This is a genomic window from Arthrobacter vasquezii (assembly GCF_029455255.1).
Classification (GTDB): Bacteria; Actinomycetota; Actinomycetes; order Actinomycetales; family Micrococcaceae; genus Arthrobacter_D; species Arthrobacter_D parietis.
The window spans coordinates 1-26,239 of sequence record NZ_JAROKN010000014.1 but is presented as its reverse complement, the minus strand read 5'-3'; the positions used below and the strand labels follow the sequence as shown (position 1 = coordinate 26,239).

Genomic DNA, 26,239 nt, shown 5'->3' with positions numbered 1-26,239 from the left:
TGAGCGTGGCAAGGCGTACCTGCTCGAGGAATTGGACAGGGAACAGCTCAACAAAGGAGCGGCGTAGATGAGCGCACAAATTCTTGACGGCAAGGCAACAGCGGCCGCAATCCGCAGCGAACTCACAGAGCGGGTCACCACTCTGAAGGGCCAGGGCATCACGCCCGGCCTGGGTACGGTGTTGGTCGGAGATGACCCTGGGAGCCATTCCTACGTCGCCGGAAAGCACCGCGACTGTGAGCAGGTGGGCATCAACTCGATCCGCCGCGACCTGCCGGGGGACATCAGCCAGGAGGACCTCGAAAAGGTCATTGACGAACTGAACGACGACGACGCCACCACCGGTTACATCGTCCAGTTGCCTCTGCCTGCGCACATCGACGCACATGCCATCCTGGAGCGGATGACGCCGGGCAAGGACGCCGACGGACTGCACCCGACCAATCTCGGGAAGCTCGTCCTCAATGTCAACGGACCTATGGACTCGCCCCTGCCGTGCACCCCGCATGGCATCGTCGAGCTGCTTCTGCGCCATGACATCGAGCTCAAGGGCAAGAACGTGCTCGTCGTGGGACGTGGGGTGACTGTAGGTAGGCCGCTTGGCCTGCTGCTGACCCGGCGTGCGATCAACGCGACCGTCACGCTGGCGCATACCGGCACAGTGGACCTGCCGCGGCACCTCAGCGAGGCCGACGTCGTCGTGGCGGCCGCGGGCCTGCCCGGGATGATCACGGCTGAACATCTGAAGCCCGGCGCTATCGTCCTGGACGTGGGGGTCACGAGGGTGACTGATCCTGAGACCGGCAAGGCCATCCTGCGCGGCGACGTCGCGAAGGACGCAGCCGGCGTCGCCGGCTGGCTTTCGCCCAACCCCGGGGGAGTGGGCCCCATGACGCGCGCGATGCTCCTGGCCAACGTTGTCGAGGCTGCGGAACGTCAGGCGGGCGTCACCAGCTAGTTGCAGTTTTTGTCGCCGATCTGCTGCCAAAGTGTCGCCGGAACAGCAGATAGGCGACAAAAACTCCCAGGGTAGGCTCTAGGCTGTTCTGGTGCCCAACCAAACTATTCCGAACTACGTCATCTCCGCTGACCGGCTGACCAAGCACTACGGGAATTTCGCTGCCGTCGACGGCATCTCATTCGACGTACCAGCGGGGGAGTCCTTCGGCCTGCTCGGTCCCAACGGCGCCGGCAAGTCGACCACCATGAGGATGATCGGCGGCGTCTCGCAGCGCACCTCCGGGAAGCTGACCATCATGGGTCTGGACCCTGAGCAGCATGGTCCGGAGGTTCGGGCGCACCTCGGCGTCGTGCCGCAGCAGGACAATCTGGACGAGGAACTGCGCGTCCGGGACAACCTGCTGGTCTACGGCCGCTACTTCGGCCTGCCGATGAGCTACCTCAAACCCAAGGCGGATGAGCTGCTTGAGTTCGCCCAGCTCACCGACAAGGCAAAGGCGAAGGTGGACTCGCTGTCAGGCGGCATGAAGCGGCGCCTGACCATCGCCCGGTCTCTCATCAACGAGCCGAAGATCCTCCTGCTGGACGAGCCCACCACCGGCCTCGATCCACAGGCGCGGCATATTCTCTGGGACCGGCTGTTCCGTCTGAAGGAGTCCGGGGTTACCCTGATCCTCACGACCCACTACATGGATGAGGCGGAGCAGCTCTGCGACCGCCTCGTCGTGGTGGACAAGGGGCAGATCATGGCTGAGGGATCTCCCGCCACACTCATCCGCGAGCACTCCACCCGTGAGGTGCTCGAGCTCCGCTTCGGCTCGGAAAGGAACACAACGGTGGCAGCGGATCTGGCCGGCATCGGCGAACGGCTCGAGTCCCTGCCGGACCGCGTGCTGATCTACACGCACGACGGCGAGTCTGCCCTTGAGCAGGTCACCGCCCGCGGTCTTCATCCCATTACCTCCCTTGTGCGCCGGTCCTCCCTTGAGGATGTTTTCCTGCGACTGACCGGTAGGAGCCTCGTTGACTAGCCAGCACACCGGCACCCCGGATCAGCCCGCACCGGGCGGCCACCGGGAAACGGGAAATACGAAGAATGAGCAGGCCGTCCGCGCTGCCCATTCCCCGATGGTCGCGGCGGAACGCGCCCGGAAGTTCGGCTCCTGGTATTACGCCGAACACGCCCTCAAGGTGATGAACGGCTACCGCTGGACGCTGCTCGCCTACAGCGTGGGCAATCCCGTGATGTATCTCTTCGCAATGGGAGTCGGCCTCGCCACGCTCGTGGACAGCAACAGCGCCGAGAGCGCTTTCGGCGGCGTTAGCTATCTTGCGTTCATTGCGCCGGCGCTCCTGTCCTCCGCCACGATCATGACGGCCGCCACGGAGTTCACCTATCCCGTCATGGACGGCTTCAAGTGGCGGCGCGTCTACTACGGTCCGCATGCCTCGCCGCTGGCCGTGCACCAGATCGTCAACGGATACATCATCGCGATCTCACTGAGGCTCTTCCTGATGTCCGCGATCTACTTCGCGATCGTTGCTGCCTTCGGTGCATCGCCATCTGCCTGGGGGTCGGTGGCAATCATCGTCGCCGTTGTCTGCGGGCTTTCGTTCGGGCTCCCGCTCATGGCGTACTCGGCCAGCGTCACCGAGGACAAGGGCCAGTTCGCGCTGGTCATGCGCTTCATCGTGACTCCGTTGTTCCTGTTTTCCGGCACCTTCTTCCCGCTCGAAACGCTGCCCATCTTCCTACGCTGGATCGGGTGGATCTCCCCGCTGTGGCACGGTACGGAACTGGGACGGGTGCTGACCTACGGGTATGACGAGCCGCTCTGGCTCTCGGCAATCCACATCCTCTATCTGGTGGCGCTGGCACTGCTCGGCTGGGTCCTGGCCCGCCGCATGTATGAACGGAGGCTGGGCAAGTGAGCAACATTCTCACTGAAGAGGACTACCGGGTCCAGGTGAAGGACCGCCCGTTCAGTGCGCTGTACGCACGAAATGCCAAAGCAGTGATCGCGCGCGGACTCATGGCCACCAAGAGCAGCAACTGGCTGATCATGGTGTCCGGGTTCTTCGAGCCGGTGCTCTACCTCATCTCCATGGGGGTGGGCCTGGGCGCACTGGTGGGCACCGTCGTCGGGCCCGGCGGAGAGGAAATCAGCTACGCCGCCTACATAGCGCCGGCGCTCCTTGCAGTCTCCGCGATGAACGGCGCGGTCTATGACTCCACCTGGAACGTGTTTTTCAAGATGAATTTCGCAAAGCTTTACCAGGGCATGCTGTACACCTCGCTGGGGCCGCTGGATGTTGCGATCGGCGAGATTTTCCTCGCGCTCCTGCGGGGCGCCCTGTACGCCACGGGCTTCACCGCGGTCATGGGGCTGATGGGGCTGATCACCACGCCGTGGGCACTGCTGATGGTTCCGGCGTCCGTGCTGATCGCTTTTGGCTTCGCCTCGTTCGGCATGGGCATCACCAGCTACATGAAGACCTTCCAGCAGATGGATTGGATCAATTTCGTGATGCTGCCGATGTTCCTGTTCTCGGCGACGTTCTATCCATTGAGTGTTTACCCGCAGGGCATCCAGTGGTTCATCCAGGCTCTGCCGCTCTGGCACGGCGTTGAACTGCTGCGTCAACTCAGTATTGGCATCTTCACCCCTGCAACGGCGGTCCATATCACCTATTACCTGGTGATGATCCTCGTGGGGATGATCCTGACCACCACTCGCCTCCGGAAGCTGTTTCTGAAGTAGGAACGCGTAAGGACGGAAGGTGTCCGCGATTGCCTACCATTCGCGGTGGAGACGGCAGATACTGGAACCATGATTGGGAAATGGCACGCAACCGTCTTCGACTGCTCAAACACGGACCAGCTGGCGTCCTTCTACGAGGACCTGTTGGGCATGATCCGCGTCCAGCATGATGACAACGGGTGGATCACCATCGGTGATGCCCCGGACCGTCCGGCACTGGCCTTCCAGCAGGTTGAGGGATACATGCCGCCGAGGTGGCCGGGCCAGGAGATCCCGCAGCAGGTGCATCTCGATATCCGGGTGGAAGACCTCGACGTCGCAGAGCAGAAGGTGCTCGCGCTAGGGGCTACCAGTCTGGAGTCGGGGACGGGCACCTACCGGGTCTATCTGGACCCGGCAGGCCACCCGTTCTGCCTCGTGTGCTGGTAGGCACGGCTTGCTAACGGACCCTCAGGTGACCAGTTCGGCGTACACAACGTAGTTGTCGTCGAAGAGCCCGGTTTCCGGATCATAGCCGTCGCAGGTGATGAGCCGGAGCTCGGCGCCCTCAGTGTTCCCGTACACCTTCTGGGTGGGAAAGTCATCCTTCGGGTACTGCTCGCCCTTGGTCACTGCGAAAGTGGCGGTGGACCCATCCTTGCGCTTGACCTCGATGAGGTCGCCGGACTTCAGCGCCCTGAGGTCCGCAAAGACGCCGGGGCCGCCGCCGGTGGCGTTGACATGGCCCAGCAAGACAGCCGGTCCGCGCTCGCCGGGCGTGGGGGACTGGTTGTACCAACTGGCTGGTGCTCCGGGTCCGTCCGGCGGCACTTCCAGGGACCCGTTTTCCCGTAGTCCAAGCGAGAGCAGTTCGGAACCCGCTTCGATGGTGGGTATCGAGAAGGAGACCGGTTCGGAAGCTTCCAGCACCGGCGGAAGGGCGGGTGTCTGGGAAGGCTCCGCGGAGGGGGACGTTTCGGGGCTCGCGGAAGGGGCCGTTGTTGCCGGCACGGAGGTAGCCGGCGCCGTCGTCGTCGTTGGGGCCTGAGCCCCCTCGCTGCCGGTGCCTGTGCCGCAACCGGTGAGTATCAAAAGGGCGGCCGCCGCAGAAACTGCAAAGCTTCTGCGGCGGCCGGAGTTGGAGCTGATCATGAGATCAGATCAGTCCTTTACTTGGTGGTTGAGCGACGGACAGCGTAGGTGCCGCCGGCTGCTGCTGCCAGAACCAGGCCGCCACCGAGGGCGATCATGCCCAGGTTGGAGCCGGTCTCCTGAGCAACGCCGGTGTCAGCGCCACCCTCAGGCATTGCGCCCATCTGTGAAGCAACCAGGGTGCCACACAGAGCAGGCGAGGTTGCGCCGATCGGGAGGTCCGGGTTCAGGTCGCTCGGTGCGCTGAAGACCTCTTCGCTGACGCCTGCGGTGGCGGGATCGAGACCGTGGACAACAACGACGGCGGTGCCGGCGTCAAGCGCGTCCTGGGTTTCCTGGTTCAGTTCGAACGTGCGGGAAATGGTGTAGGAACCGCCCTGTCCGCCGAGTGCCAGGTCAAGACCGGCAGCAGGGCTGGTATCGCCGCTGGTGGACAGCGTGGTGACGATTCCGCCGTAGAACGGAGCGCCCTCGGTCACGCTGACGAGGCCGTCGCCGTCCGTGTCAGCAGCGGGCGTCGGGCAAGTGCCCTCCGCTCCACCGTGGATGTGCTGGACGTGCGGGTAAGGTCCGTCCATGAAGGTCTCGGCAAGGCCGGAGACCGTCAGGTTGACCGTGGCTTCGGTACCCTTCACATCAACCGTGATGCTGCCGGTGCCCGTGGTGCCGTTCAGCTGCCCGAGGGTCGAGGAGTAGTAGCCGGTGGCATGATCAGCCATGGCGGGTGCGCCGCCCATTGCGAGCAGACCCATAGCGAGGGTCGGGACTGCGAAAAGAGCTTTCTTGTTCATGATTCCTCCATGGTGCGAATGGGACGCGCACCGGAAAGGATGCGCATGACCTTAGTTCGGCGTGGGTTGCATCACGGATGGGTGTGATCTGAATTAAATTTCCCGCGCGCCTTCTTCGGATGCTCGAACCGTCTTTTCGCCGGTGGTGGAAGCAACCTTGCCCGCGCTGCCGGTTTGCGACAATAGAGGCATGCAACCACTGGGAACCTCTGGAAAAACCGCGGGCAAGGGACTGAGCCTGCGTATGGGCGGCGTAGGAATGGCCATCATGTTGGTGGTGTTTTTGGTGGCTGTGGTCTTCGCAGCCAATGAGAACGACGTCGTTGGCTGGCTGGTGGTCATCATCTCCCTTGGGTGGCTGCTGATTTTCAGCTTCGTGGTGTTTACGGTGCGCTCTGCCGCACGCAAGGCGAGCGCCCGGATCGACGAGTTCAACAGGGCCGCCGGCGGGGGCATGGCGGGCGGAGGCCCGGCCGGTACAAGCGCCGCAATGCGGGATCAGAAGCTCGATCACAGCTTCAAGATCGTCCAGGTCCAGGCCCGCGTGATCCGCGATCATCTCGGCACGGACCAGGGCATGGTGGACCGTGCGCTGGAAACCATCGAGATCACTTCCCACAATGCCCGCAGCATGATGAAAAACGACGACGACGGTCCGGTTGAGGGCACTGTCGTCGACTAGCGCTCCGGTAAGGTTGATCGGGTGAGTTCGGCACAAACCCTGATAAGCAGCAAGCACCCAGAAGCCCTTCGTATTGCCACCGTGAACGTAAACGGAATCCGCGCAGCCTACCGACGGGGAATGCAGGAGTGGCTTGAGGACAGGGACATCGACATCCTGTGCCTCCAGGAGGTTCGTGCACCGGACAAGGTGGTGCGGGAGCTCCTTGGGGACTCCTGGCACATTCTGCACTCTGAGGCCGCGGCCAAGGGCCGTGCCGGCGTCGCCGTCGCTTCCCGTCTGGAGCCCACGGAGACCCGCGAGCACATCGGTGACGAGTACTTCGCCTCCGCTGGTCGCTGGGTGGAAGCTGATTTCGACCTCGACGGAACCACCCTCAGCGTGGTCAGCGCCTACGTGCACTCAGGGGAGGCGGACTCGCCGCAGCAGCAGGACAAGTACCGGTTCCTCGACCTGATGTCGGCGCGGCTCACCGAGCTGCGCGGCACCCGCGACCACGCCCTGGTGGTGGGAGACCTCAACGTCGGACACACCACCCGGGATATCCGGAACTGGAAGGGCAACCTGAAGAAGGCGGGCTTCCTGCCGGAGGAACGCGCCTACTTCGATCATTTCTTCAGCGATGCGGTGGGCTGGGTTGATGTCCACCGTGACCTTGCCGGGGACGTTGACGGCCCCTACACCTGGTGGTCCTGGCGCGGCAAGGCTTTCGACAACGACGCCGGCTGGCGCATCGACTACCACCTCGCCACCCCTGAACTGGCAACAGCCGCCACCACCGCCGTCGTCGATCGAGCCCACTCCTGGGAAGCGCGCTTTTCGGATCACGCGCCGCTCGTCGTCGACTACAAGCTCTTACAACCACAGGACTGATATGACCTCCTCCACAGCGACACGTCAGCGGGTTCTGTCCGGTATGCAGCCCTCGGGCAGTTCCCTCCACCTGGGCAACTACCTCGGAGCCCTCGTGCAGTGGGTTCGGATGCAGGACTCCTATGACGCGATCTACTTCATTCCCGACCTCCACGCCATTACCGTGCCGCAGGATCCGGCGGAGCTCGCTGAACGCACCAGGTTGACCGCCGCGCAGTACATTGCCGGCGGTGTGGATGTGGACAAGTGCACGCTCTTCGTGCAGTCACACGTGCCTGAACACGCGCAGCTGGCCTGGGTGCTGAACTGCATTACCGGGTTCGGCGAGGCCTCCCGCATGACCCAGTTCAAGGACAAGTCGCTCAAGCAGGGCACCGATTCCACGTCGGTAGGCCTGTTCACCTACCCCATCCTGCAGGCCGCGGACATCCTGCTGTACCAGCCGGAAGGCGTTCCCGTCGGTGAGGACCAGCGCCAGCATATTGAGTTGAGCCGGGACCTCGCGCAGCGCTTCAATACGCGATTCGGAGAGACGTTCGTGGTTCCCAAGCCGTTCATCCAGAAGGAGTCGGCCAAAATTTATGACCTGCAGAATCCGACCGCCAAGATGTCCAAGTCCGCAAGCTCCGCGGCGGGACTGATCAACATCATGGATGAACCGAAAGTCACCGCCAAGCGCATTAAATCGGCAGTGACGGATGACGGCACGGAAATTCGCTTCGATCGCGAGGAGAAGCCGGGCGTCTCCAACCTGCTCTCCATCTATTCACTGATGACGGGGAAGAGCCTGGAGGACGTCGTCGGGCATTTTGAGGGCCGGATGTACGGTCACCTGAAGGTGGAGCTTGCGGACGTGGTGGTTGATCGCCTTGAGCCTGTGCGGGCACGCGCGCTGGAGCTGCTCGGCGATCCGGGCGAGCTTGACCGGCTGCTCGCGGTAGGCGAGGAAAAGGCGCGGGAAATTGCGTCGGTTACGCTGGCAGATGTGTTCTCCAAAGTAGGTTTCCTCCCTGCGCGCGGACGCGGACCGGCGGGTGCCTTCTAAGATCATGAGCCACCCCCTCAGCGACACCGAGCAGCACCAACCGACCTACGTAGTGGGCCGGCGTGCTGTGGAGGGCAAGCTCGTGGGAGTGGTCATCGCCCTTCCGGAGCCCATTGCAGGCGAGCTCGAACGCTGGCGGGCCTCCTTCGGCGATCCGATGGCTGCTCTCGTCCCACCGCACATCACGCTGATCACCACCACCCCGGCCGCGGACTGGCCGTCGACCATCGCCCACGTGCGTGAGGTGGCCTCCGCGCAAAGTTCCTTCACGGTCACCCTGAAAAGCACCGGCACGTTCCGTCCGCTCACCCCTGTGGTCTTCATCAATGTCACCGAGGGTTTTGATTCCTGCGTTGACCTGCACCGGCGGCTACAGGCCGGGCCCCTCGCCCGCGACCTCGAGTACCCCTTCCACCCACACGTCACCGTGGCCCATGACGTAAGCGAAGCCAACATGGATTCGGCCGAGGTGCAGCTCGACGACTTCGAGGCATCCTTTACGGTACGTACCATGGGACTGTACGAGCACGACGTCACGGGCGTGTGGAAACTACGGGAAGAGCTCGCTTTTGGCCAGAACGCTACCGCCGGCGAAAAACCGGGCGCCTGATAACCCGTTCCCAACGGAGCGGATGAAGCTCAAGCTGAAGGTTCTGCAAGCCCGCCGCGATCTCGGCCGGGCCCGGCGGGAAAAGGGCGGGGGAGCACCCGTTCTTCTGGCCACCTTCCAATATCTGCTGGCCAAGCTGAACGCTTTCCGTCCCATGCGGGCTTTCCAGCTCTACACCAGTCGCCACGGTCCGCTCATGGCCGCAGGGATCGCCTACAACATGTTTTTCGCCATTGCCGCATTACTGGTTGTTGGTTTCTCAATCGCAGGGCTGATAGTCGCCGGGAACACCGAATTGCAACAGATGATCGTCCGTGCAGTGGACCGAACCACACCCGGGCTCATCGACACTGACGGGGAGGGCACCAGCAGCACCGGGTTCGCCACAACCGAAGAGCTCTTCGACCTGGAGTCCGGGCTCAGCCTCGCCCTGCTCATCTCAACGGTTGTCATGCTCTTCACGTCGCTGCGCTGGATCGGGGGCGTACGCGAGGGGATGCGCGGTATCTTCGACCTGCCCGCGGTCCAGGCGAATCCCATCCTGGTCAAGCTCAAGGACCTTGGGATTCTGCTTGTGCTTGCGGTGGCGCTCATCGTCACCACCGCTGTCGGGCTGATTGCCAATACCGTCCTGGATCTGGTCCTTCAATGGCTGGGCCTGGATAGTGCTGCCAAACCGTTGACGCAAATCGCAGGCACGACGGTCACGCTCCTGCTGGATACCCTCGTCGCAGTCATCCTGTTCCACTCGGCCTCCGCCATCCAGATGCCCCGGGCCGTCCTGTTTCAGTCTGCCCTCATCGCGGGAGTGGGCAGCACCGTCCTGCGGACCTTCAGCACCCTCCTGCTGGCCGGAGTGGACCGCAACCCGCTGCTCGCTCCCTTCGCCGTCATCATCGGGCTGTTTGTCTGGTTCTTCCTGCTGAGCCAGGTCTACCTGCTGGCAACGGCTTGGGGCGCCATCGGTGCGGCAGATGCCCAGTCCGCCCGCTCCCGCGCACGCGGCGGCCGCGCACGGTCCCTGCGCCAGCGCAGCAGGGCGGCGGCTAAAACCTCGGAACTTTCGGGCACCTAAAGCGACTTGGCCGGCGTCGAAGTCGCCTGAGCTGCGCAAAACTTCCGGGAACGACGACGGCGCGGCCACCTTTCGGTAGCCGCGCCGTTTCGTCCGCAGTAGAAGCGCTTTTAGACCTTGCGGGACAGGATGGCCTGCTTGACCTCGGCGATCGCCTGCGTGACCTGAATGCCGCGCGGGCACGCCTCTGTGCAGTTGAAGGTGGTGCGGCAGCGCCACACACCTTCCTTGTCATTGAGGATCTCCAGACGCATGTCGCCGGCGTCGTCGCGTGAGTCAAAGATGAAGCGGTGTGCGTTGACGATGGCCGCCGGCCCGAAGTACTGGCCGTCTGTCCAGAAGACCGGGCAGGATGAAGTGCACGCTGCGCAGAGGATGCACTTGGTGGTGTCATCGAACCGCTCGCGCTCCTCCGACGACTGCAGGCGCTCCCGGGTTGGCTCGTGGCCGCGGTTGATGAGGAAGGGCATGATCTCGCGGTACGACTGGAAGAACGGTTCCATATCGACAATGAGGTCCTTCTCCACCGGCAGGCCCTTGATCGGTTCGACCAGGATGGGCTTGGAGGTGTCCAAATCCTTCAGCAGGGTTTTGCACGCCAGCCTGTTGCGGCCGTTGATGCGCATGGCATCGGAACCGCAGACGCCGTGCGCGCAGGAACGGCGGAACGAAACGGTGCCGTCATGCTCCCACTTCACCTTGTGCAAAGCATCCAGGACGCGGTCCGTGCCGTACATGGTGAGCTTCCACTCGTCCCAGTGCGCGTCATCAGAGACCTCGGGGTTGTAACGCCGCACCTTGAGGGTGATGTCGAAGGTTGGAATCTCACCTCCGCCACCTACTCCGGGTGCCAGGTCAACCTTCGAGGCCGGTTCTTTTTCGACTGTTTCGGTGCTCATCAGTACTTACGCTCCATGGGCTGGTAACGGGTGAAGACTACCGGTTTGGTCTCAAGGCGCACCCCGCTGGTTTCAGTGGCGGAGGGATCCTTGTAGGCCATGGAATGGGTCATGAAATTCTCATCATCACGCTCGGGGTAGTCCTCGCGGAAGTGGCCGCCGCGGGATTCCTGGCGATGCAGGGCAGCTGCCGTCATGACCTTGGCCATATCCAGCAGGAACCCGAGCTCAACGGCTTCCAGCAGGTCAAGGTTGAAACGCTTGCCCTTGTCCTGGACAGTGACGCGGGTGTAGCGCTCCTCAAGTTTGTCAATGACCTCGAGGGCTTCCTTGAGGGTCTGTTCGGTACGGAACACCTGGACGTTGGCGTCCATGATGTCCTGCAGTTCCTGGCGGATCTGGGCAACGCGCTCGCCGCCCTCTGAGCTGCGCATGGTGTCCAGCAGACGCTCGGTCTCGACCAGCGGGTTGTCCGGGATCTCAACGAACTCGGCTGTGACGGCGTACTCAGCCGCGGCGATTCCCGCACGCTTGCCGAAGACGTTGATATCCAGCAGCGAGTTGGTCCCGAGGCGGTTGGAGCCGTGAACGGAAACGCAGGCAACCTCACCCGCGGCGTAGAGGCCGGGGACAACGGTGTCATTGTCCTGCAGAACCTCAGCCTTGATGTTGGTGGGGATACCGCCCATTGCATAGTGCGCGGTCGGGAACACGGGCACCGGCTCGGTGTACGGTTCCACGCCCAGGTAGGTACGGGCAAACTCCGTGATGTCCGGCAGCTTTGCGTCGATATGCGCTGGTTCGAGGTGCGTCAGGTCCAGGAGGACGTAGTCCTTGTTGGGCCCGGCGCCGCGGCCCTCCCGCACCTCGTTGGCCATGGAACGCGCCACGATGTCACGGGGTGCGAGGTCCTTGATGGTGGGAGCATACCGCTCCATGAAACGCTCACCCTCGGAGTTGCGCAGGATTGCGCCCTCGCCGCGGGCCGCCTCGGAGAGCAGGATCCCGAGCCCGGCCAGGCCGGTGGGGTGGAACTGGAAGAACTCCATGTCCTCCAGTGGGATACCGCGGCGGAAGGCAATGCCCATGCCGTCGCCGGTCAGCGTGTGCGCGTTGGAGGTGGTCTTGTAGACCTTGCCTACACCGCCGGTCGCGAAGACAACCGACTTGGCCTGGAAGACGTGCAGCTCACCGGTGGCGAGGTCATAGGAGACGACGCCGGCAACCCGCTTCCGGATGCGTGTTACGCCGTCTACGGTGAACTCCTCGTCCACCGTCAGCATGTCCAGTACGTAGTACTCGTTGAAGAACTCGACGTTGTGCTTAACGCAGTTTTGGTACAGCGTCTGCAGGATCATGTGACCCGTGCGGTCAGCGGCGTAACAGGAGCGCCGGACGGGGGCCTTTCCGTGGTCCCGGGTGTGGCCTCCGAAGCGGCGCTGGTCAATGCGGCCCTCGGGCGTGCGGTTGAACGGCAGGCCCATCTTCTCGAGGTCCAGCACGGCGTCGATTGCTTCCTTCGCCATGACCTCAGCGGCGTCCTGGTCAACCAGATAATCGCCGCCCTTCACGGTGTCGAAGGTGTGCCATTCCCAGTTGTCTTCCTCGACGTTGGCGAGGGCGGCGCACATGCCACCCTGCGCCGCACCCGTGTGTGAACGGGTGGGGTAGAGCTTGGTCAGTACAGCCGTCCTTGCGCGCTGGCCGGATTCAATCGCGGCGCGCATGCCGGCGCCACCTGCGCCCACAATAACGACGTCGTACTTATGGACCTGCATACTGTGCTCTTTCTGTTGAAACTGGTGGTGAAGCGGACCGCCCTGGTGCCTTGGCGACCAGCGGCCGAAAAATTACGGCGCCGGGCAGTAGTCGGCGACGTGCGGGACTCCGTTGACCACAGGGCACGGATCGAAGGTGAAGATCACGAGGGTGCCGAGCACAACGATGACGACCGTGGAGACGTACAGCACGTTCTTCAGCCAGAACCGGGTGGAGTCCTTTTCCGCGTAGTCATTGATGATGACGCGGACACCGTTGGTGCCGTGGAGCATGGCGAGCCAGAGCATGACGAGGTCCCAGACCTGCCACAGCGGATCCGCCCACTTGCCGGCGACGAAGCCGAAGTCAACGCCCTCAATGCCGTCTCCGGCGATGAGGCTGGTCCACAGGTGGACGAAGATCAGCACCACAAGGACCACACCCGAGAGCCGCATGAACAACCATGCGAACATCTCGAAGTTTCCCTTGGAACTGCCGCTGCGCCGGTACTGCGGTGAAATGCGTCCGGAACGGGGAGATTCAACGACGGGAGCAGCCATGGCTTAGTGACCTCCGAAAACAACGGCGAGATGGCGGATGGAGAAGGCGATCATGGTAACTGCCCAGAGCCCGACGACGGCCCACAGCATCTGGCGCTGGTACCGGGGGCCCTTCTTCCAGAAGTCCACCAGGACAACGCGGAGGCCATTGAACGCGTGGAAGACAATGGCGCCTACCAGTCCCAGCTCTCCGAGACCCATGATGGGATTCTTGTAGGACTCGATAACGGCGTCATAGGCCTCGGGCGAAACCCGCACCAAAGAGGTGTCCAGCACATGCACGAGTAGAAAGAAAAAGATCACGACGCCGGTAATACGATGCGCAACCCAGGACCACTGGCCTTCGCGGCCGCGGTAGAGGGTGCCTGCTGGTGTCTTCGACACTGAAAAACCTCCCTGTGTCGCAGGGGCGTTAGCGCGTCTTCAACGCTGGAATGTCGCCCCGCGAGAGCACTCTTTCCACAAGCCTAATCTAGGCCCGGCCGATGGGGTGTTCAATTTAGGCAGCCCTACGTTGTGACCTTGTTAACACAGTGCTGGCGGGGGCGGTTGAAGCGCTGTGTTCCCGCTGGGTTAATGTGGGAGCGATGAGTACTCATGAGCACAGCCCCCTGGACCGCTTCCACGGTGTAATCCCGGCAGGCGGAACCGGCACGCGGCTGTGGCCGCTGTCCCGTGCGGCCGCACCCAAATTCCTGCATGACCTGACCGGCTCCGGCAGCACCCTGATCCGTGCAACCTACGAGAGGCTGCAGCCGCTCAGCGGCAAGCGGATCATGGTCGTCACGGGCAAGGCCCACCGGAGGGCTGTGCGCGCGCAGCTGCCGGAGCTGAAGGACCCGGACCTCGTCCTGGAGAGTGAGCCAAAGGATTCGGCCGCCGCGATAGGCCTGGCCGCGGCAATTCTCTATCACCGGGATCCGGAAATCATCATGGGCTCCTTCGCAGCGGACGCAGTGATCGCGCCCGCCGAAGATTTCCAGGCAGCGGTCCGCGAAGCCGTCCATACCGCTGCTGAGGGCTACATCGTGACCATCGGGATCCTGCCTACCCATCCATCCACGGGGTTCGGCTATATCCGGGCCGGAGAGCCGCTGAAGATCGACGCGGCGCCGAGTGCCCATTCGGTGATCGAGTTCGTGGAGAAGCCCTCGGTGGCAGTTGCCCGGGAGTACATCGACAGCGGTAAGTACAGCTGGAACGCGGGCATGTTCGTGGCTCCGGTGGCGCTCATGCTCAAGCACTTAGAAGCGAATGAGCCCGTGCTCTACGCCGGCCTCATGGAAATCGCCGCCGCGTGGGACACCCGGTCCCGCAACGAAGTTGCAGCCCGCGTCTGGCCCACCCTGCCGAAGATCGCGATCGACTACGCCGTTGCCGAACCCGCTGCAGCGGCCGGAGATGTAGCCATGATTCCCGGCAATTTCAGCTGGGATGACGTCGGTGACTTCGCCGCGATCGGCCGCCTCAACCCGGCCATGGAGAACAGTGAACTCACCGTCATGGGAGAGGGTGCACGTGTCTTCTCTGAGAACGCGTCGGGAATTGTGGTGTCGGATACCAAGCGTGTGATCGCGCTGATCGGAATTGACGACGTCGTTATTGTGGACACTCCCGACGCACTTCTGGTGACAACCAAGGAACACGCGCAGGAAGTGAAGAAGGCGGTGGAGTCGCTGCGCGCCAGCGGTGACGTCGACGTCCTCTGACTGCACGCTTCGGATGGTCGCGGTCAACGGAGCTGCGAGTCGCTCAATGACGCGGGGTTGAAGCGGCTGTCCGCAGGTTCGTTACGCTGGTGAAGTGCAGAAAACTTCCACTGAAGCTCCCGTAGTCCCACACATCGGTGTGTGGACCGCTCCGATGCTGGATGAGCTGACGGGGTTTCGGCGCGATCTCCACAACCATCCGGAACTGTCCCACAAGGAGTACCGCACCACTGACCGGCTCGTTGAGCGGCTGGAGGCGGCCGGACTGAGGCCGCAACGCCTCGAGGAAACTGGCCTGTACGTGGACATCGGTGAAGGTGACATCCGGATCGGCCTGCGGGCAGACATCGACGCCCTGCCCATTCTTGAGGAGACCGGGCTGCCCTACGCCTCTGGCTCGACGGGCATCGCCCACTCGTGCGGCCATGACATCCACACCACCGTCATGCTGGGGGTTGCGTTGGTGCTGGCGAAGATCGACGCGGAAACTCCGCTGGGCGGCCGGGTGCGGGTGATCTTTCAACCCGCTGAAGAGACCATGCCGGGTGGAGCCCTGGACGTGATCGCCCAGGGAGTCCTCTCCGAAGTTCCCCGGATTCTTGCGCTGCACTGCGATCCGCGTATTGACGTCGGACTGGTGGGAACCCGCATCGGCGCCATCACCTCGGCGTCGGATACCGTCCGCGTGGAGCTCAGCGGACGCGGCGGGCACACGTCCCGGCCGCATCTCACCGAGGACCTCGTCTTCGCCCTCGCGCATATCGCGGCCAATGTCCCGGCCGTCCTGTCCCGGCGTATCGACGTGCGCAGCGCCGTCTCAGTGGTGTGGGGCCAGATGCACGCCGGCTCCGCTCCCAACGCCATCCCGGCGCACGGCTTCATGTCCGGCACCATGCGGTGCCTCGACGGCGAGGCCTGGGAAGCGGCGGGCGACCTCATGGATGAAACCGTGCGGCAACTCGCTGCTCCGTTCGGGGTGGATGTGAAGATCGAACACACCAGGGGAGTCCCGCCCGTGGTGAACACGGAGGCGGAGACCGGGCTGATCGAGGCAGCCGCCCGCGCGGAACTCGGCCCCGATTCAGTGGTCCTCACCCCGCAGTCAATGGGCGGGGAGGATTTCGCCTGGATGACCCAGAAGGTGCCCGGGGCCATGATGCGCCTCGGCACCCGCACCCCGGGCGGCGAAACCTATGATCTGCACCGCGGGGATTACCGGCCTGATGAGCAGGCGATCGGCTGCGGCGTGCGCGTCATGGCAGCTGCCGCCATGCGGGCTGTCCTCGGTCTCCGGCACTAGTCTTCGGCGCTAGTCGGCCAAGCCCGGGAATCGGGCCCGGGAATTCACACGGGCCCGCTGCGGTTGCCACGTAGCGTGAGCAGCTCCAACAGTCCCCGCGTGCCCCTGTCCGTCCTCGACCTCGCTACGGTCGGAGCCGGCCGTTCCAGTTCCGATGCCCTTGCCGACAGCACAAGGCTTGCCCAGGCCGCAGACGGTCTGGGACTGACCCGTTTCTGGGTGGCCGAGCACCACAACATGCCCTCCGTTGCCTCCACCAGCCCTTCGGTGCTGATTGCGCACCTCGCTGCAAAGACGTCGCAGATCCGGCTGGGGTCAGGCGGCGTCATGCTGCCGAACCATGCGCCCTTCGTGGTCGCAGAGCAGTTCGCGCTGCTGGAGGCGCTGCACCCCGGCAGGATCGACCTCGGCATCGGCCGGGCACCGGGTACGGACCAGATGACAGCCATGGCCCTGCGCCGCCAGACCGACGGGCTCGGCGTCGAAGAGTTCCCCCAGCACGTCCTCGAAGTCCTCGCGCTCCTGGGTGACAACCGGACGCCTGACCGTGGAATGCGGCTGGCGGCCACGCCGGCGGCGTCGTCCTTCCCCGATGTGTGGCTGCTCGGCTCGAGCGGCTACTCCGCGCAGCTGGCGGGGATGCTCGGCCTGCGCTACAGCTACGCCCACCACTTTGGCAATGAGGACCCGGCCGCGGTCATGCGCCTCTACCGCTCCAATTTCCAACCCTCGCCCGCCCTCGCGGAGCCGTACGCAATGCTGGCTACGTCGGCGCTGACGGCCGCCACCGCGGAAGAAGCCGAATACCTTGCGGGACCGGCGAGGGTGATGGCGCTGTCGCTGCGTTCCGGCCGGCCGGCGCCGATCGTACCGCCCCAGGAGGCCGCCGAACGCACCTTCACGGACCAGGAGCAAATGATGCTCGATCACCTGCCCGCAATCAAGGCGGTTGGGACTGTCCAGCAGGTGACCACGCGACTGGAGGACCTGGTGGAACTCACGGGAGTCCAGGAACTCATGATCACCGGAACAACCTACGACGTCGACTCCCGCATTGATTCCCTCACTTCCATTGCGGAGGTGTGGGGCCGGGTGCCGGCGCAAGCTCCGGCCGCCGGATAGGTCTACCTACCCGTTGGTAACAAAACTTGAACAATGTAGAAACCGGGCGGCGCTTTGGTAGTGTGCCCGGTCACTCCGCGTTAGAGTAAGCTTCATCATCGAGTCCCGAATTTGAGGCGGGACCGGCGCCACGAACATCAATGAAAACAGAGCTTGTATCCCCGCTTCAGGGCAGTGCAGACGGACACTCATTGATCTCTTGTTCGTGGGCTTACTTCTTATCGGAGGAACATTGAAGAATTCACGGAGCTTGATTCAGCGCCGCACCGGCATGTCCGTTGCAGCACTGGGGGCTGCGGCCCTTCTCCTGGCCGGCTGCGGCGCGCCGCCGGCCGAGACCGACGGCGGCGGATCCGATCCCGCTGCCGAGGCAATCGACTACACAGGCTGCATCGTTTCCGACGAAGGCGGTTTCGACGACCGTTCCTTCAACGAATCGAGCTACGAGGGCCTTCTCGCGGCACAGGAGTCGCTTGGCATCGAAATTCGTCAGGCTGAATCGCAGGCTGACACGGACTACACACCCAACGTGAACTCGATGGTCACAGCTGGCTGCGACATGATCGTGGGCGTCGGTTTCAAGCTCTCGGCAACCATCGGTGAAGCGGCGGAGGCGAACCCGGACACCAACTTTGCGATCGTTGACGACAACCAGATCGACCTTCCGAACGTCAAGCCGATCATCTACGACACGGCGCAGGCAGCGTTCATGGCGGGCTACCTAGCCGCCGGTACCTCCGAGACCGGCAAGGTTGCCACCTACGGCGGTATCCAGATCCCCACGGTGACCATCTTCATGGACGGTTTCGCTGACGGTGTTGCCTACTACAACGAGCAGAAGGACGCCGACGTCCAACTCCTCGGCTGGGACAAGGAAGCACAAACCGGTACCTTCATCGGTGACTTCTCCAACCAGGCGGCAGGCAAGACCAACACCGAGAACTTCATCAACGAGGGCGCCGACATCATCATGCCGGTGGCCGGACCCGTGGGCCTCGGCACCATCGAGGCCGTTGAGGAAGCCAACGCAGACGGCGGCAGCAACAAGGTGATCTGGGTTGACTCGGACGGATTCGAAAGCGTCGACAGCGGTAACGAGGTCATTCTTAGCTCTGTCATGAAGGCCATGGGTGAGTCGGTCGAGCAGGTCATAACTGCTGACGTCGACGGCAACTTCAGCCCCGAACCGTACGTCGGCACCCTGGAGAACGGCGGCGTTGCACTTGCCCCGTTCCACGACCAGGAGGAAGCCGTCTCCGACGAGATGAAGGCTGAACTTGAGGAGATCAAGGCAGGCATCATCTCCGGCGAGATCACGGTCGAGTCCGAGGCAAGCCCCCAGTAACACCGCTCGAAAACGCGCCGCCCGCTCCCAGGATGGTTCTTGTGGTCCTGCAAGGAGCGGGCGGCGCGTTCGCGTTACGGTTGAATTGATTCTGCATGCTGGCGCCGGCGGACGGGACGAGGTGTTTCCTCACCGTCGCTGCCCAGCTCCCACAAAGGACAGGTTGGTTGGGGTTGTGAAGCTCGAACTGCAGGGAATCACCAAACGGTTTGGCTCCCTTGTTGCCAATGACAATATCGATCTGGTGGTGAACCCCGGCCAGGTGCATTGCCTCCTCGGCGAGAACGGTGCCGGCAAGTCGACCCTCATGAACGTCCTCTACGGACTGTATGAACCCAGTGACGGGCGCATCCTGGTGGACGGAAAGCCGGTCACCTTCCGCGGGCCGGGTGATGCCATGGCCGCCGGTATCGGCATGGTGCATCAGCACTTCATGCTTATCCCGGTCTTCACGGTCGCCGAGAACGTGGCGCTGGGCGATGAGCACACCAAGGCCGGCGGCATCCTCGACCTCGACAAGACCCGCGCACGCATCCGCGAGATCTCCGACCGCTACGGATTCGACGTTGATCCCGATGCCCTCGTCGAAGACCTCCCCGTGGGCGTGCAGCAGCGGGTGGAGATCATCAAGGCATTGGTCCGCAAGGCGGAGGTGCTGATCCTGGATGAGCCCACTGCCGTGCTCACTCCCCAGGAAACCGACGAACTGATCCAGATCATCGAGGAGCTGAAGGCGGGCGGCACGGCCATCGTGTTCATCTCGCACAAGCTGCGTGAAGTGAAGGCAGTCTCCGATGTCATTACGGTGATCCGCAGGGGCGCCGTCGTCGGAACGGTTGAACCCACCGCCAGCACCGGAGAACTGGCCACGATGATGGTGGGCAGGCAGGTCAGTCTCAACCTCAACAAAGCGCCCGCCAAGCCCGGTGAAACCACTTTCACCGTGCGCAACCTCACCGTTCCCGGGCCCGGTGGGCAAAATCTGCTGGACAACGTCAGCTTCGAGATTTCACAGGGCGAGATCCTGGCAGTCGCCGGCGTGCAGGGAAATGGCCAGACGGAGCTCACGGAAGCGATCCTCGGGCTGCACCCGCATGCCTCGGGATCCATTCAGCTCAACGGCAAGGAACTGCTCGGAATGAAGGTCAAGGACATCATCCGCGAAGGCGTGGGTTTTGTTCCTGAAGACCGCAAGGTGGACGGCCTGGTGGGCAGTTTCTCGATCGCCGAGAACATGGTCCTGAACTGGTACAACGAGCCGCCCTTCGCCAAGGGACTGGCCATGAAACCGTCAGTGGTCCTCAAGAATGCCCGGGAAAAAGTCGCGGAGTTCGACGTGCGGACCCAGAGCGCCGAAGCACCCGTCAGCACGCTCTCCGGCGGCAACCAGCAGAAGGTGGTTCTGGCCCGGGAACTGTCACGGCCGCTGAACCTCTTCATTGCCTCCCAGCCCACGCGCGGCGTGGACGTCGGCTCGATCGAATTCCTGCACAAACGCATCGTGACAGAGCGCGACAGCGGCACACCGGTGATGATCGTATCCACCGAACTCGATGAAATCAGTGAACTTGCGGACCGCATTGCGGTCCTGCACGGAGGAGAACTTATGGGCGTGGTGCCCGGCGACACGTCGCGCGACGTGCTCGGACTCATGATGGCCGGGATGACGGCCGAAGAGGCCCTGGGACAGGGCCAGCACCGGGGAACCGGGGAGGAAAACCGATGAGCGCCGCGAACAGGGGTACCGAAGCCGGGGCCGAGGACACTGCTGCGCCGCCGCCGGCACCGGGCACCGGTGATACAACGCCGGCACCCGAGGACTCCGAGGACCGCGGCCGCGGAATTCTGAAGAGCATTGTCACCGGCTCCTCGCTCGTGGCGATTCTCGCCGTCGTGCTGTCGATCGTCCTCGGCGGGATTCTCATCGCGCTGACGGACGAGGACGTCGCCGCAGCTGCGTCGTACTTCTTCACCCGGCCTACTGACACCCTCGTGGCAGCCTGGGAAGCGGCAAGCAGCGCGTACGTGGCGCTGTTCCAGGGTGCGGTGTTCAACCCGCGCGCCGATTCCCTTGCCCTGATGTTCCGCCCGCTCACGGAGACCTTCACCGTGGCAACGCCGCTCATCCTCGCGGGCCTTGGCGTGGCGGTCGCCTTCCGTGCCGGGCTGTTCAACATCGGTGCACAGGGGCAGATCATCCTCGGCGCCATGTTTGCCGGCTGGATCGGATTCTCCTGGCACCTGCCCTTCGGCCTGCATCTGGTCTTCGTTGTCCTCGCTGGGTTCGTGGGCGGCGCCCTCTGGGGGTTCATTCCCGGCATCCTCAAGGCGCGCACCGGTGCGCACGAGGTCATTGTGACCATCATGCTGAACTACATCGCCATCTACCTGGTCGGATATCTGCTGACCACCCCGTCCTTCCAGAATCCGGGATCGGCTAACCCGATCAGCCCGCGGTTGGACGAAACGGCGCTGTTCCCCCAGATCCTCGGTCCGCAGTTCCGCCTGCACCTCGGTTTCCTGGTGGCGATCGCTGCAACTTACGGCGTCTGGTGGCTGCTGAACCGGTCCACCGTCGGCTTCGAACTCCGCGCCGTGGGCGCCAACCCGTTCGCTGCGCGCACCGCGGGCATCAGCGTGACCAAAGGCTACGTCGTCGTCATGATGCTTGCCGGCGGTCTCGCCGGCCTGGCCGGAGTTGCGCAGGTGGCAGGAACCGAGCAGGTGCTGACCAGCGGTATTGCGGCGAGCTTCGGGTTCGATGCGATTACCGTTGCGCTGCTGGGCAGATCCCATCCGTGGGGTGTGTTCTTCGCGGGCGTGCTGTTCGGTGCGTTCCGTGCGGGAGGCGTGCAGATGCAGACCCTCACCGGCACGCCGATCGACATTGTCCTCGTGGTGCAGTCACTCATTGTCCTTTTCATCGCCGCGCCGCCGCTGGTCAAGGCGATCTTCCGGATTGACCGGAAGGAAAAGCCGTCCCGCAAGAACCAGAAGGCGACCACATCCGGAGGTGCAGCATGAGCATCGCAGCATCGGTGACTGATTCACGGGTCACGGGATCATCGACCAGGAGCTGGAAGGCGCCGATCGGATTCGGTGTCGGAGCCCTTTTGGCGTTGTTCGTCTTCGCACTCGGCGGGCCGGCGACCACCGCTGTCTTCCGGGTCTCGGATGATTCCGACCGCTTCCGTCTCGCGGACATCGCGCTGCCGGCGAACGTGGTCGGTTGGGTTGTGGCCATCGCCCTCATCGCAATCACGGTCTACTCATACCTGCAGGTGCGCCGCGGCGCGAGCATCAACCGCTGGGCCGGCATCGCCTACGCGTTCCTCTTCGTGGTCGGATTCCTTACCTGGGTGGTGGGGATTGCTGATCGCCCAACCATCTCCCTAGCGGGCCTGGTGGCAGGATCAGTGACGCTGGCCATCCCGCTGATCTTCGGATCGCTGTCCGGGGTACTGTGCGAGCGCGTCGGTGTCGTCAACATCGCGATCGAGGGCCAGCTGCTCTCCGGAGCGTTTGCCGCAGCCGTTGCCGCATCGGTGTCCGGCAGCGTCTACGTGGGACTGATCGCCGCCGCCTTCGCCGGCGTCCTGGTCTCGCTGATCCTCGCGATCTTCAGCATCAAGTACCTGGTGAACCAGATCATTGTCGGCGTGGTTCTGAACGTGCTGGTTTCCGGACTGACCGGCTTTCTCGCTTCCACGCTCCTGAGCCGTGACTCGGCAACGTTCAACTCCCCGCCGAGCCTGCCGGACATCCGCATCCCGCTGCTTGCGGACATTCCGGTCATCGGACCGATCCTGTTCCAGCAGACCATCGTCGGCTACTTCATGTACGCCGCCGTCATTATCATCTGGCTCGGGCTGTACCGCACCAAGTGGGGGCTGCGCGTACGGGCCGTGGGCGAGCACCCGCAGGCTGCAGACACCATGGGCATCAAGGTCAACGCCACGCGGTTCTGGAATGTCCTTCTGGGCGGTGCTGTTGCCGGGTTCGGAGGTGCGTTCTTCACGCTGGTTTCGGTGAGCACGTTCACCCGGGACATGACCGCGGGTCAGGGCTATATTGCCCTCGCCGCGCTCATCTTCGGACGCTGGAACCCGATCGGCGCGTTCTTCGCGGCCCTGCTGTTCGGCTTCGCGACCAACCTGCGCTTTGTCCTGTCCATCATCGGGACGGACGTCCCGAGCCAGTTCCTGGCCATGCTGCCGTATATCGTGACCATCCTGGCGGTCGCAGGCCTGGTGGGGCGGTCCCGCCCGCCGGCAGCCGGCGGCATCCCCTACGTCAAGGAGTAGAGCCATGGGAACCATGGATGAAAGCACGACGACGACGGCCGGCTCTGCCGCTGACCTCCCATGGGAGGCTCTCGCCGAAGCGGCAACCGCTGCAATGCGGAAGGCATATGTCCCGTACTCCAACTTCCCGGTGGGGGCTGCCGCCCTGACGGACGACGGGCGGATTGTTTCCGGCTGCAACGTGGAGAACGCGTCCTATGGGCTCACCCTCTGCGCGGAGTGCTCGCTGGTCAGCCAGCTCCAGATGACCGGCGGTGGCAGGCTCGTCGCCTTCAGCTGTGTGGACGGGGACGGCAACGCACTGATGCCGTGCGGCCGCTGCCGCCAGTTGCTCTATGAATTCCGGGCGCCGGGCATGCAGCTGATGACCGTGAGCGGAATCCGGACCATGGACGAGGTACTGCCCGACGCGTTCGGCCCGCAGCACCTCGCAGACGCGGGCAGGTCAGCCGCCGGCACTACAGAGACAGGAAGCACCGAATGAGCGAACAGTTCGACGCCGTTGACATCATCCGCACCAAGCGTGACAGGGGCACTCTCAGCCCGGCCCAGATCGACTGGACCATTGACGCCTACACCCGCGGTGCGATCGCGGACGAGCAGATGGCCGCGCTCAATATGGCGATCCTGCTCAACGGCATGGACCGCACGGAAATCTCACGCTGGACGGCCGCGATGATCGCCAGCGGCGAGCGGATGGATTTCTCCGCCCTTGGCAAGCCGACCAGTGACAAGCACTCCACAGGCGGTGTCGGAGACAAGATCACCCTCCCGCTCGCGCCGCTGGTCGCCGTCTTCGGCGTCGCCGTGCCGCAGCTTTCCGGGCGCGGCCTCGGCCACACCGGAGGCACGCTTGACAAGCTCGAGTCCATTCCGGGCTGGCGCGCCCAGCTGTCAAACGACGAGATGATGGCCCAGCTGGCCGACGTCGGCGCCGTCATCTGCGCGGCGGGCGCAGGGCTGGCTCCTGCCGACAAGAAGCTGTACGCGCTGCGTGATGTCACCGGGACAGTGGAGGCCATTCCGCTGATCGCGTCGTCGATCATGAGCAAGAAGATCGCTGAGGGAACGGGTTCGCTGGTCCTCGATGTGAAGGTGGGCAGCGGCGCGTTCATGAAGGACGAGGCCCAGGCCCGCGAGCTTGCCGAAACCATGGTGGCCCTCGGTACGGACGCCGGGGTGAAGACCGTTGCCCTCCTGACCAACATGTCTACCCCGCTCGGGCTGACGGCGGGCAACGCCATCGAGGTTGAGGAATCTGTTGAGGTACTTGCCGGCGGCGGGCCGCAGGACGTCGTCGAACTGACGGTCCGACTGGCGGAGGAGATGTTGACTGCTGCCGGCGTACGCGATGCTGATCCCGCTCAGGCGCTCAGGGACGGCCGTGCGATGGACGTCTGGAACCGCATGATCGAGGCGCAGGGCGGGGACCCTCGCGCTGCGCTCCCCGTCGCCCGGGAGTCCGAGACCATCTATGCACCGGCCGACGGAGTCCTCGTCGGGCTCGATGCCCTGGCCGTCGGTGTTGCTGCCTGGCGCCTGGGAGCCGGACGCGCACGCAAGGAAGATGCGGTCCAGGCCGGAGCGGGTATCCGGCTGCATGCCAAGCCCGGCGCTATGGTCCGCGCGGGAGAGCCGCTGATGACCCTCCTGACTGACACCCCCGAAAAGTTCGATCGCGCGCGTGAAGCGCTGGAAACCGCCGTCGTGATTGCACCCGACGGTGCGCGCCCGGCGCAGCAGCTCATCATCGACCGCATCGCCTGAGCCGAACCGCCTGACATCAGGGGCCCTCTCAGGGGCCCCTGTCAGGGTACTCACCTACTACCTGGGGACGAGTCCCGTACCGGGAACATCACCCCATTGGGCGACGCGGCGGGAGCGGGTCAAACCATAACCTTGGAAAAAGGCTGGATCAGGGGTTCTACAGGGGCATACCCCATGGACCCTCCTGATCCACGGCTGGCATGGTTCTTGTAGAAGGTCACTGACCCACCTGGGGCGGCGGCAACCGGAGCCGATCCGCACAATCCAAGGAGCGCAGGTAGTGGACGCGATTAATGCTGTCACGAATGGACTGAGTGATTTCATCCTCAGCACCGCCGAGCAGCCCTGGGTCTACCTGCTGGTGTTCATCTGCTGCACGGTTGACGGGTTCTTCCCGCCGTTCCCCAGCGAGTCAGTGGTGGTGGGTCTCGCATCGTTGATTATCACCGAGGGCGTGCCCAACGCCTGGCTCCTGATCCTCGTCTCTGCCCTCGGGGCGTTTGCCGGTGACAATATCGCCTACCTGATGGGCAGGGGCGTTGGTACCCAGCGCTTCCGGTGGATGCGCCGTCCACGCTCGCAGAAAGCGTTCGAATGGGCCGGCTACGAACTTGAGAAGCGGGCGGCCTCATTGATCCTGGTTGCACGCTTCATTCCCTTCGGACGCGTGGCGGTCAACCTCACGGCCGGCGCAACCGGCTACTCACGACGGCGCTTCGTTGCGCTGACGGGTATCTCCGCCCTGGCCTGGGGGAGCTACTCGGTGGGGATCGGCGCCCTTGCCGGCGCGTGGTTCGAAGACAACCACCTCCTGGGCGTCACTGTTGCGATAGCGATCGCCGTGGTCCTCGGCTTCATCGTCGACCGCATCATCAGCGCTGTGCGCGGCTCGACCCCCACGAGGCCGCGCCCGGAGCCGCTGCACCCACGCACCCCTGAACCGGACAGTCTGGAGGAACCCGCAGCGAAGTCACTGGCCTCGCGTAGTCTTGGCCTGTGACTGAACCAATGACTTCCCTTGCTCCTGACCTCACCTTCGACATCCGTGCCCTGCCGAAAGTTTCGCTGCACGATCACCTGGATGGCGGACTCCGGCCTGCGACCATCATCGAACTCGCCGAAGCGGTAGGCCACCAGCTTCCTTCGACCGATCCGGTTGCACTGGGCCAGTGGTTCCGTGACTCCGCAGACTCCGGTTCCCTGGTGCGCTACCTGGAGACGTTTGACCACACCATCGCGGTCATGCAGACCCGCGACGGTCTCTCCCGCGTGGCGCAGGAGTTCGTGGAAGACCTGGCAGACGACGGCGTGGTCTACGGAGAAGTGCGCTGGGCACCGGAGCAGCACCTCACCGGGGGATTGTCCCTCGATGAGGTTGTCGAGGCGGTCCAGGAAGGTCTCGACGCCGGCGTGGAGGCAGTTGCCGCACGCGGCCGCACCATCCAGGTGGGACAGCTGATCACCGCCATGCGGCACGCGGACCGTGGTCAGGAGATCGCCGAACTGGCGGTCCGCCACCGCGAGCGCGGCGCCGTGGGCTTCGACA

26 protein-coding genes and 1 pseudogene are annotated in these 26,239 nt (G+C 63.8%); 21 read left to right on the top strand and 6 right to left on the bottom strand.

The genetic code is table 11. The features are described 5' to 3' along the window. The first annotated feature begins 67 nt into the window (after positions 1–67). The 5 genes from P4U43_RS07700 to P4U43_RS07680 all read left to right on the top strand — a co-directional run bounded on the left by P4U43_RS07700 (position 68) and on the right by P4U43_RS07680 (position 4,151). On the top strand, positions 68–958 hold the full coding sequence (locus P4U43_RS07700) for a bifunctional methylenetetrahydrofolate dehydrogenase/methenyltetrahydrofolate cyclohydrolase (RefSeq protein ID WP_277358192.1): 891 nt from the start codon (positions 68–70) through the stop codon (positions 956–958). 91 nt (positions 959–1,049) lie between these two features. Next, entirely contained in the window at positions 1,050–1,991 is a 942-nt protein-coding gene (locus tag P4U43_RS07695; protein ID WP_277358191.1) for an ABC transporter ATP-binding protein, read from the top strand. A gap of 97 nt (positions 1,992–2,088) precedes the next feature. Continuing rightward, entirely contained in the window at positions 2,089–2,892 is an 804-nt protein-coding gene (locus tag P4U43_RS07690) for an ABC transporter permease (RefSeq protein ID WP_056549313.1), read from the top strand. A gap of 5 nt (positions 2,893–2,897) precedes the next feature. Continuing rightward, positions 2,898–3,722 (top strand): ABC transporter permease, encoded by an 825-nt coding sequence (locus P4U43_RS07685; protein ID WP_277358230.1) that lies wholly within the window; start codon positions 2,898–2,900, stop codon positions 3,720–3,722. Between the two features lie 69 nt (positions 3,723–3,791). Continuing rightward, positions 3,792–4,151 carry a VOC family protein gene (locus P4U43_RS07680; RefSeq protein WP_056549309.1) on the top strand — a complete coding sequence of 120 codons (360 nt, stop codon included), beginning with the start codon at positions 3,792–3,794 and terminating at the stop codon, positions 4,149–4,151. A 21-nt stretch (positions 4,152–4,172) separates the two neighbouring features. On the opposite strand, the gene P4U43_RS07675 is transcribed toward P4U43_RS07680, so the two are convergent. Then, complete coding sequence (locus P4U43_RS07675) at positions 4,173–4,853, bottom strand: class F sortase (RefSeq protein WP_277358190.1); 681 nt, start codon at positions 4,851–4,853, stop codon at positions 4,173–4,175. 17 nt (positions 4,854–4,870) lie between these two features. After that, complete coding sequence (locus P4U43_RS07670; RefSeq protein ID WP_277358189.1) at positions 4,871–5,644, bottom strand: CHRD domain-containing protein; 774 nt, start codon at positions 5,642–5,644, stop codon at positions 4,871–4,873. Positions 5,645–5,834: 190 nt separating this feature from the next. Between P4U43_RS07670 and P4U43_RS07665 the strand changes: the two genes are divergently transcribed. From P4U43_RS07665 to P4U43_RS07645, 5 genes are read left to right on the top strand one after another with little or no spacing between them, the layout of a single operon-like run. Next, positions 5,835–6,326 (top strand): hypothetical protein, encoded by a 492-nt coding sequence (locus P4U43_RS07665; RefSeq protein WP_277358188.1) that lies wholly within the window; start codon positions 5,835–5,837, stop codon positions 6,324–6,326. Positions 6,327–6,347: 21 nt separating this feature from the next. Next, complete coding sequence (locus tag P4U43_RS07660) at positions 6,348–7,199, top strand: exodeoxyribonuclease III (RefSeq protein WP_277358187.1); 852 nt, start codon at positions 6,348–6,350, stop codon at positions 7,197–7,199. A gap of 1 nt (position 7,200) precedes the next feature. Beyond that, on the top strand, positions 7,201–8,244 hold the full coding sequence (gene trpS / locus P4U43_RS07655; RefSeq protein WP_277358186.1) for a tryptophan--tRNA ligase: 1,044 nt from the start codon (positions 7,201–7,203) through the stop codon (positions 8,242–8,244). 4 nt (positions 8,245–8,248) lie between these two features. After that, complete coding sequence (locus P4U43_RS07650) at positions 8,249–8,854, top strand: 2'-5' RNA ligase family protein (RefSeq protein ID WP_277358185.1); 606 nt, start codon at positions 8,249–8,251, stop codon at positions 8,852–8,854. A 22-nt stretch (positions 8,855–8,876) separates the two neighbouring features. Next, positions 8,877–9,929 carry a YihY/virulence factor BrkB family protein gene (locus P4U43_RS07645; protein ID WP_277358184.1) on the top strand — a complete coding sequence of 351 codons (1,053 nt, stop codon included), beginning with the start codon at positions 8,877–8,879 and terminating at the stop codon, positions 9,927–9,929. 110 nt (positions 9,930–10,039) lie between these two features. Here the strand turns inward: P4U43_RS07645 and P4U43_RS07640 are convergent, their stop codons facing one another. From P4U43_RS07640 to sdhC, 4 genes are all read right to left on the bottom strand, one after another. Next, entirely contained in the window at positions 10,040–10,828 is a 789-nt protein-coding gene (locus P4U43_RS07640) for a succinate dehydrogenase iron-sulfur subunit (protein ID WP_056548921.1), read from the bottom strand. Continuing rightward, a complete protein-coding gene (gene sdhA / locus P4U43_RS07635) occupies positions 10,828–12,606 on the bottom strand; it encodes a succinate dehydrogenase flavoprotein subunit (RefSeq protein WP_056548918.1) in 1,779 nt (592 codons plus the stop codon). The genes P4U43_RS07640 and sdhA overlap by 1 nt, the downstream gene beginning before the upstream one ends. Before the next feature lie 72 nt (positions 12,607–12,678). Then, positions 12,679–13,146: a succinate dehydrogenase hydrophobic membrane anchor subunit gene (locus P4U43_RS07630; RefSeq protein ID WP_277358183.1), complete on the bottom strand. Its 468-nt coding sequence runs from the start codon at positions 13,144–13,146 to the stop codon at positions 12,679–12,681. A 3-nt stretch (positions 13,147–13,149) separates the two neighbouring features. Continuing rightward, positions 13,150–13,530: a succinate dehydrogenase, cytochrome b556 subunit gene (sdhC, locus tag P4U43_RS07625; protein ID WP_056548914.1), complete on the bottom strand. Its 381-nt coding sequence runs from the start codon at positions 13,528–13,530 to the stop codon at positions 13,150–13,152. Positions 13,531–13,733: 203 nt separating this feature from the next. Here sdhC and P4U43_RS07620 point away from each other — a divergent pair, with 203 nt between their 5' ends. From P4U43_RS07620 to P4U43_RS07570, 11 genes and pseudogenes are all read left to right on the top strand, one after another. Next, a complete protein-coding gene (locus tag P4U43_RS07620; RefSeq protein WP_277358182.1) occupies positions 13,734–14,855 on the top strand; it encodes a mannose-1-phosphate guanylyltransferase in 1,122 nt (373 codons plus the stop codon). Positions 14,856–15,009: 154 nt separating this feature from the next. Next, on the top strand, positions 15,010–16,155 hold the full coding sequence (locus P4U43_RS07615) for an amidohydrolase (protein ID WP_277358229.1): 1,146 nt from the start codon (positions 15,010–15,012) through the stop codon (positions 16,153–16,155). A 75-nt stretch (positions 16,156–16,230) separates the two neighbouring features. Continuing rightward, complete coding sequence (locus P4U43_RS07610) at positions 16,231–17,277, top strand: LLM class flavin-dependent oxidoreductase (RefSeq protein WP_277358181.1); 1,047 nt, start codon at positions 16,231–16,233, stop codon at positions 17,275–17,277. 271 nt (positions 17,278–17,548) lie between these two features. Then, positions 17,549–18,622 carry a BMP family lipoprotein gene (locus P4U43_RS07605; RefSeq protein WP_404800713.1) on the top strand — a complete coding sequence of 358 codons (1,074 nt, stop codon included), beginning with the start codon at positions 17,549–17,551 and terminating at the stop codon, positions 18,620–18,622. A 175-nt stretch (positions 18,623–18,797) separates the two neighbouring features. Next, entirely contained in the window at positions 18,798–20,348 is a 1,551-nt protein-coding gene (locus tag P4U43_RS07600; RefSeq protein WP_277358179.1) for an ABC transporter ATP-binding protein, read from the top strand. Continuing rightward, positions 20,345–21,646 carry an ABC transporter permease gene (locus P4U43_RS07595; RefSeq protein WP_277358178.1) on the top strand — a complete coding sequence of 434 codons (1,302 nt, stop codon included), beginning with the start codon at positions 20,345–20,347 and terminating at the stop codon, positions 21,644–21,646. Before P4U43_RS07600 ends, P4U43_RS07595 begins: the two co-directional genes overlap by 4 nt. Next, positions 21,643–22,926, top strand: coding sequence for an ABC transporter permease (locus P4U43_RS07590; protein WP_277358177.1), 1,284 nt, complete (start codon positions 21,643–21,645; stop codon positions 22,924–22,926). The genes P4U43_RS07595 and P4U43_RS07590 overlap by 4 nt, the downstream gene beginning before the upstream one ends. 13 nt (positions 22,927–22,939) lie before the next feature. Then, on the top strand, positions 22,940–23,410 hold the full coding sequence (locus tag P4U43_RS07585) for a cytidine deaminase (RefSeq protein ID WP_277358228.1): 471 nt from the start codon (positions 22,940–22,942) through the stop codon (positions 23,408–23,410). Then, the gene (locus P4U43_RS07580) at positions 23,407–24,693 is read left to right on the top strand and encodes a thymidine phosphorylase (RefSeq protein WP_277358176.1); all 1,287 of its coding nucleotides are present in this window, start codon (positions 23,407–23,409) and stop codon (positions 24,691–24,693) included. The genes P4U43_RS07585 and P4U43_RS07580 overlap by 4 nt, the downstream gene beginning before the upstream one ends. A gap of 280 nt (positions 24,694–24,973) precedes the next feature. After that, on the top strand, positions 24,974–25,693 hold the full coding sequence (locus tag P4U43_RS07575) for a DedA family protein (protein WP_277358175.1): 720 nt from the start codon (positions 24,974–24,976) through the stop codon (positions 25,691–25,693). Continuing rightward, positions 25,690–26,239, top strand: a pseudogene (locus tag P4U43_RS07570) (adenosine deaminase); the annotation flags it as partial. The gene P4U43_RS07575 and the pseudogene P4U43_RS07570, both read left to right, overlap by 4 nt.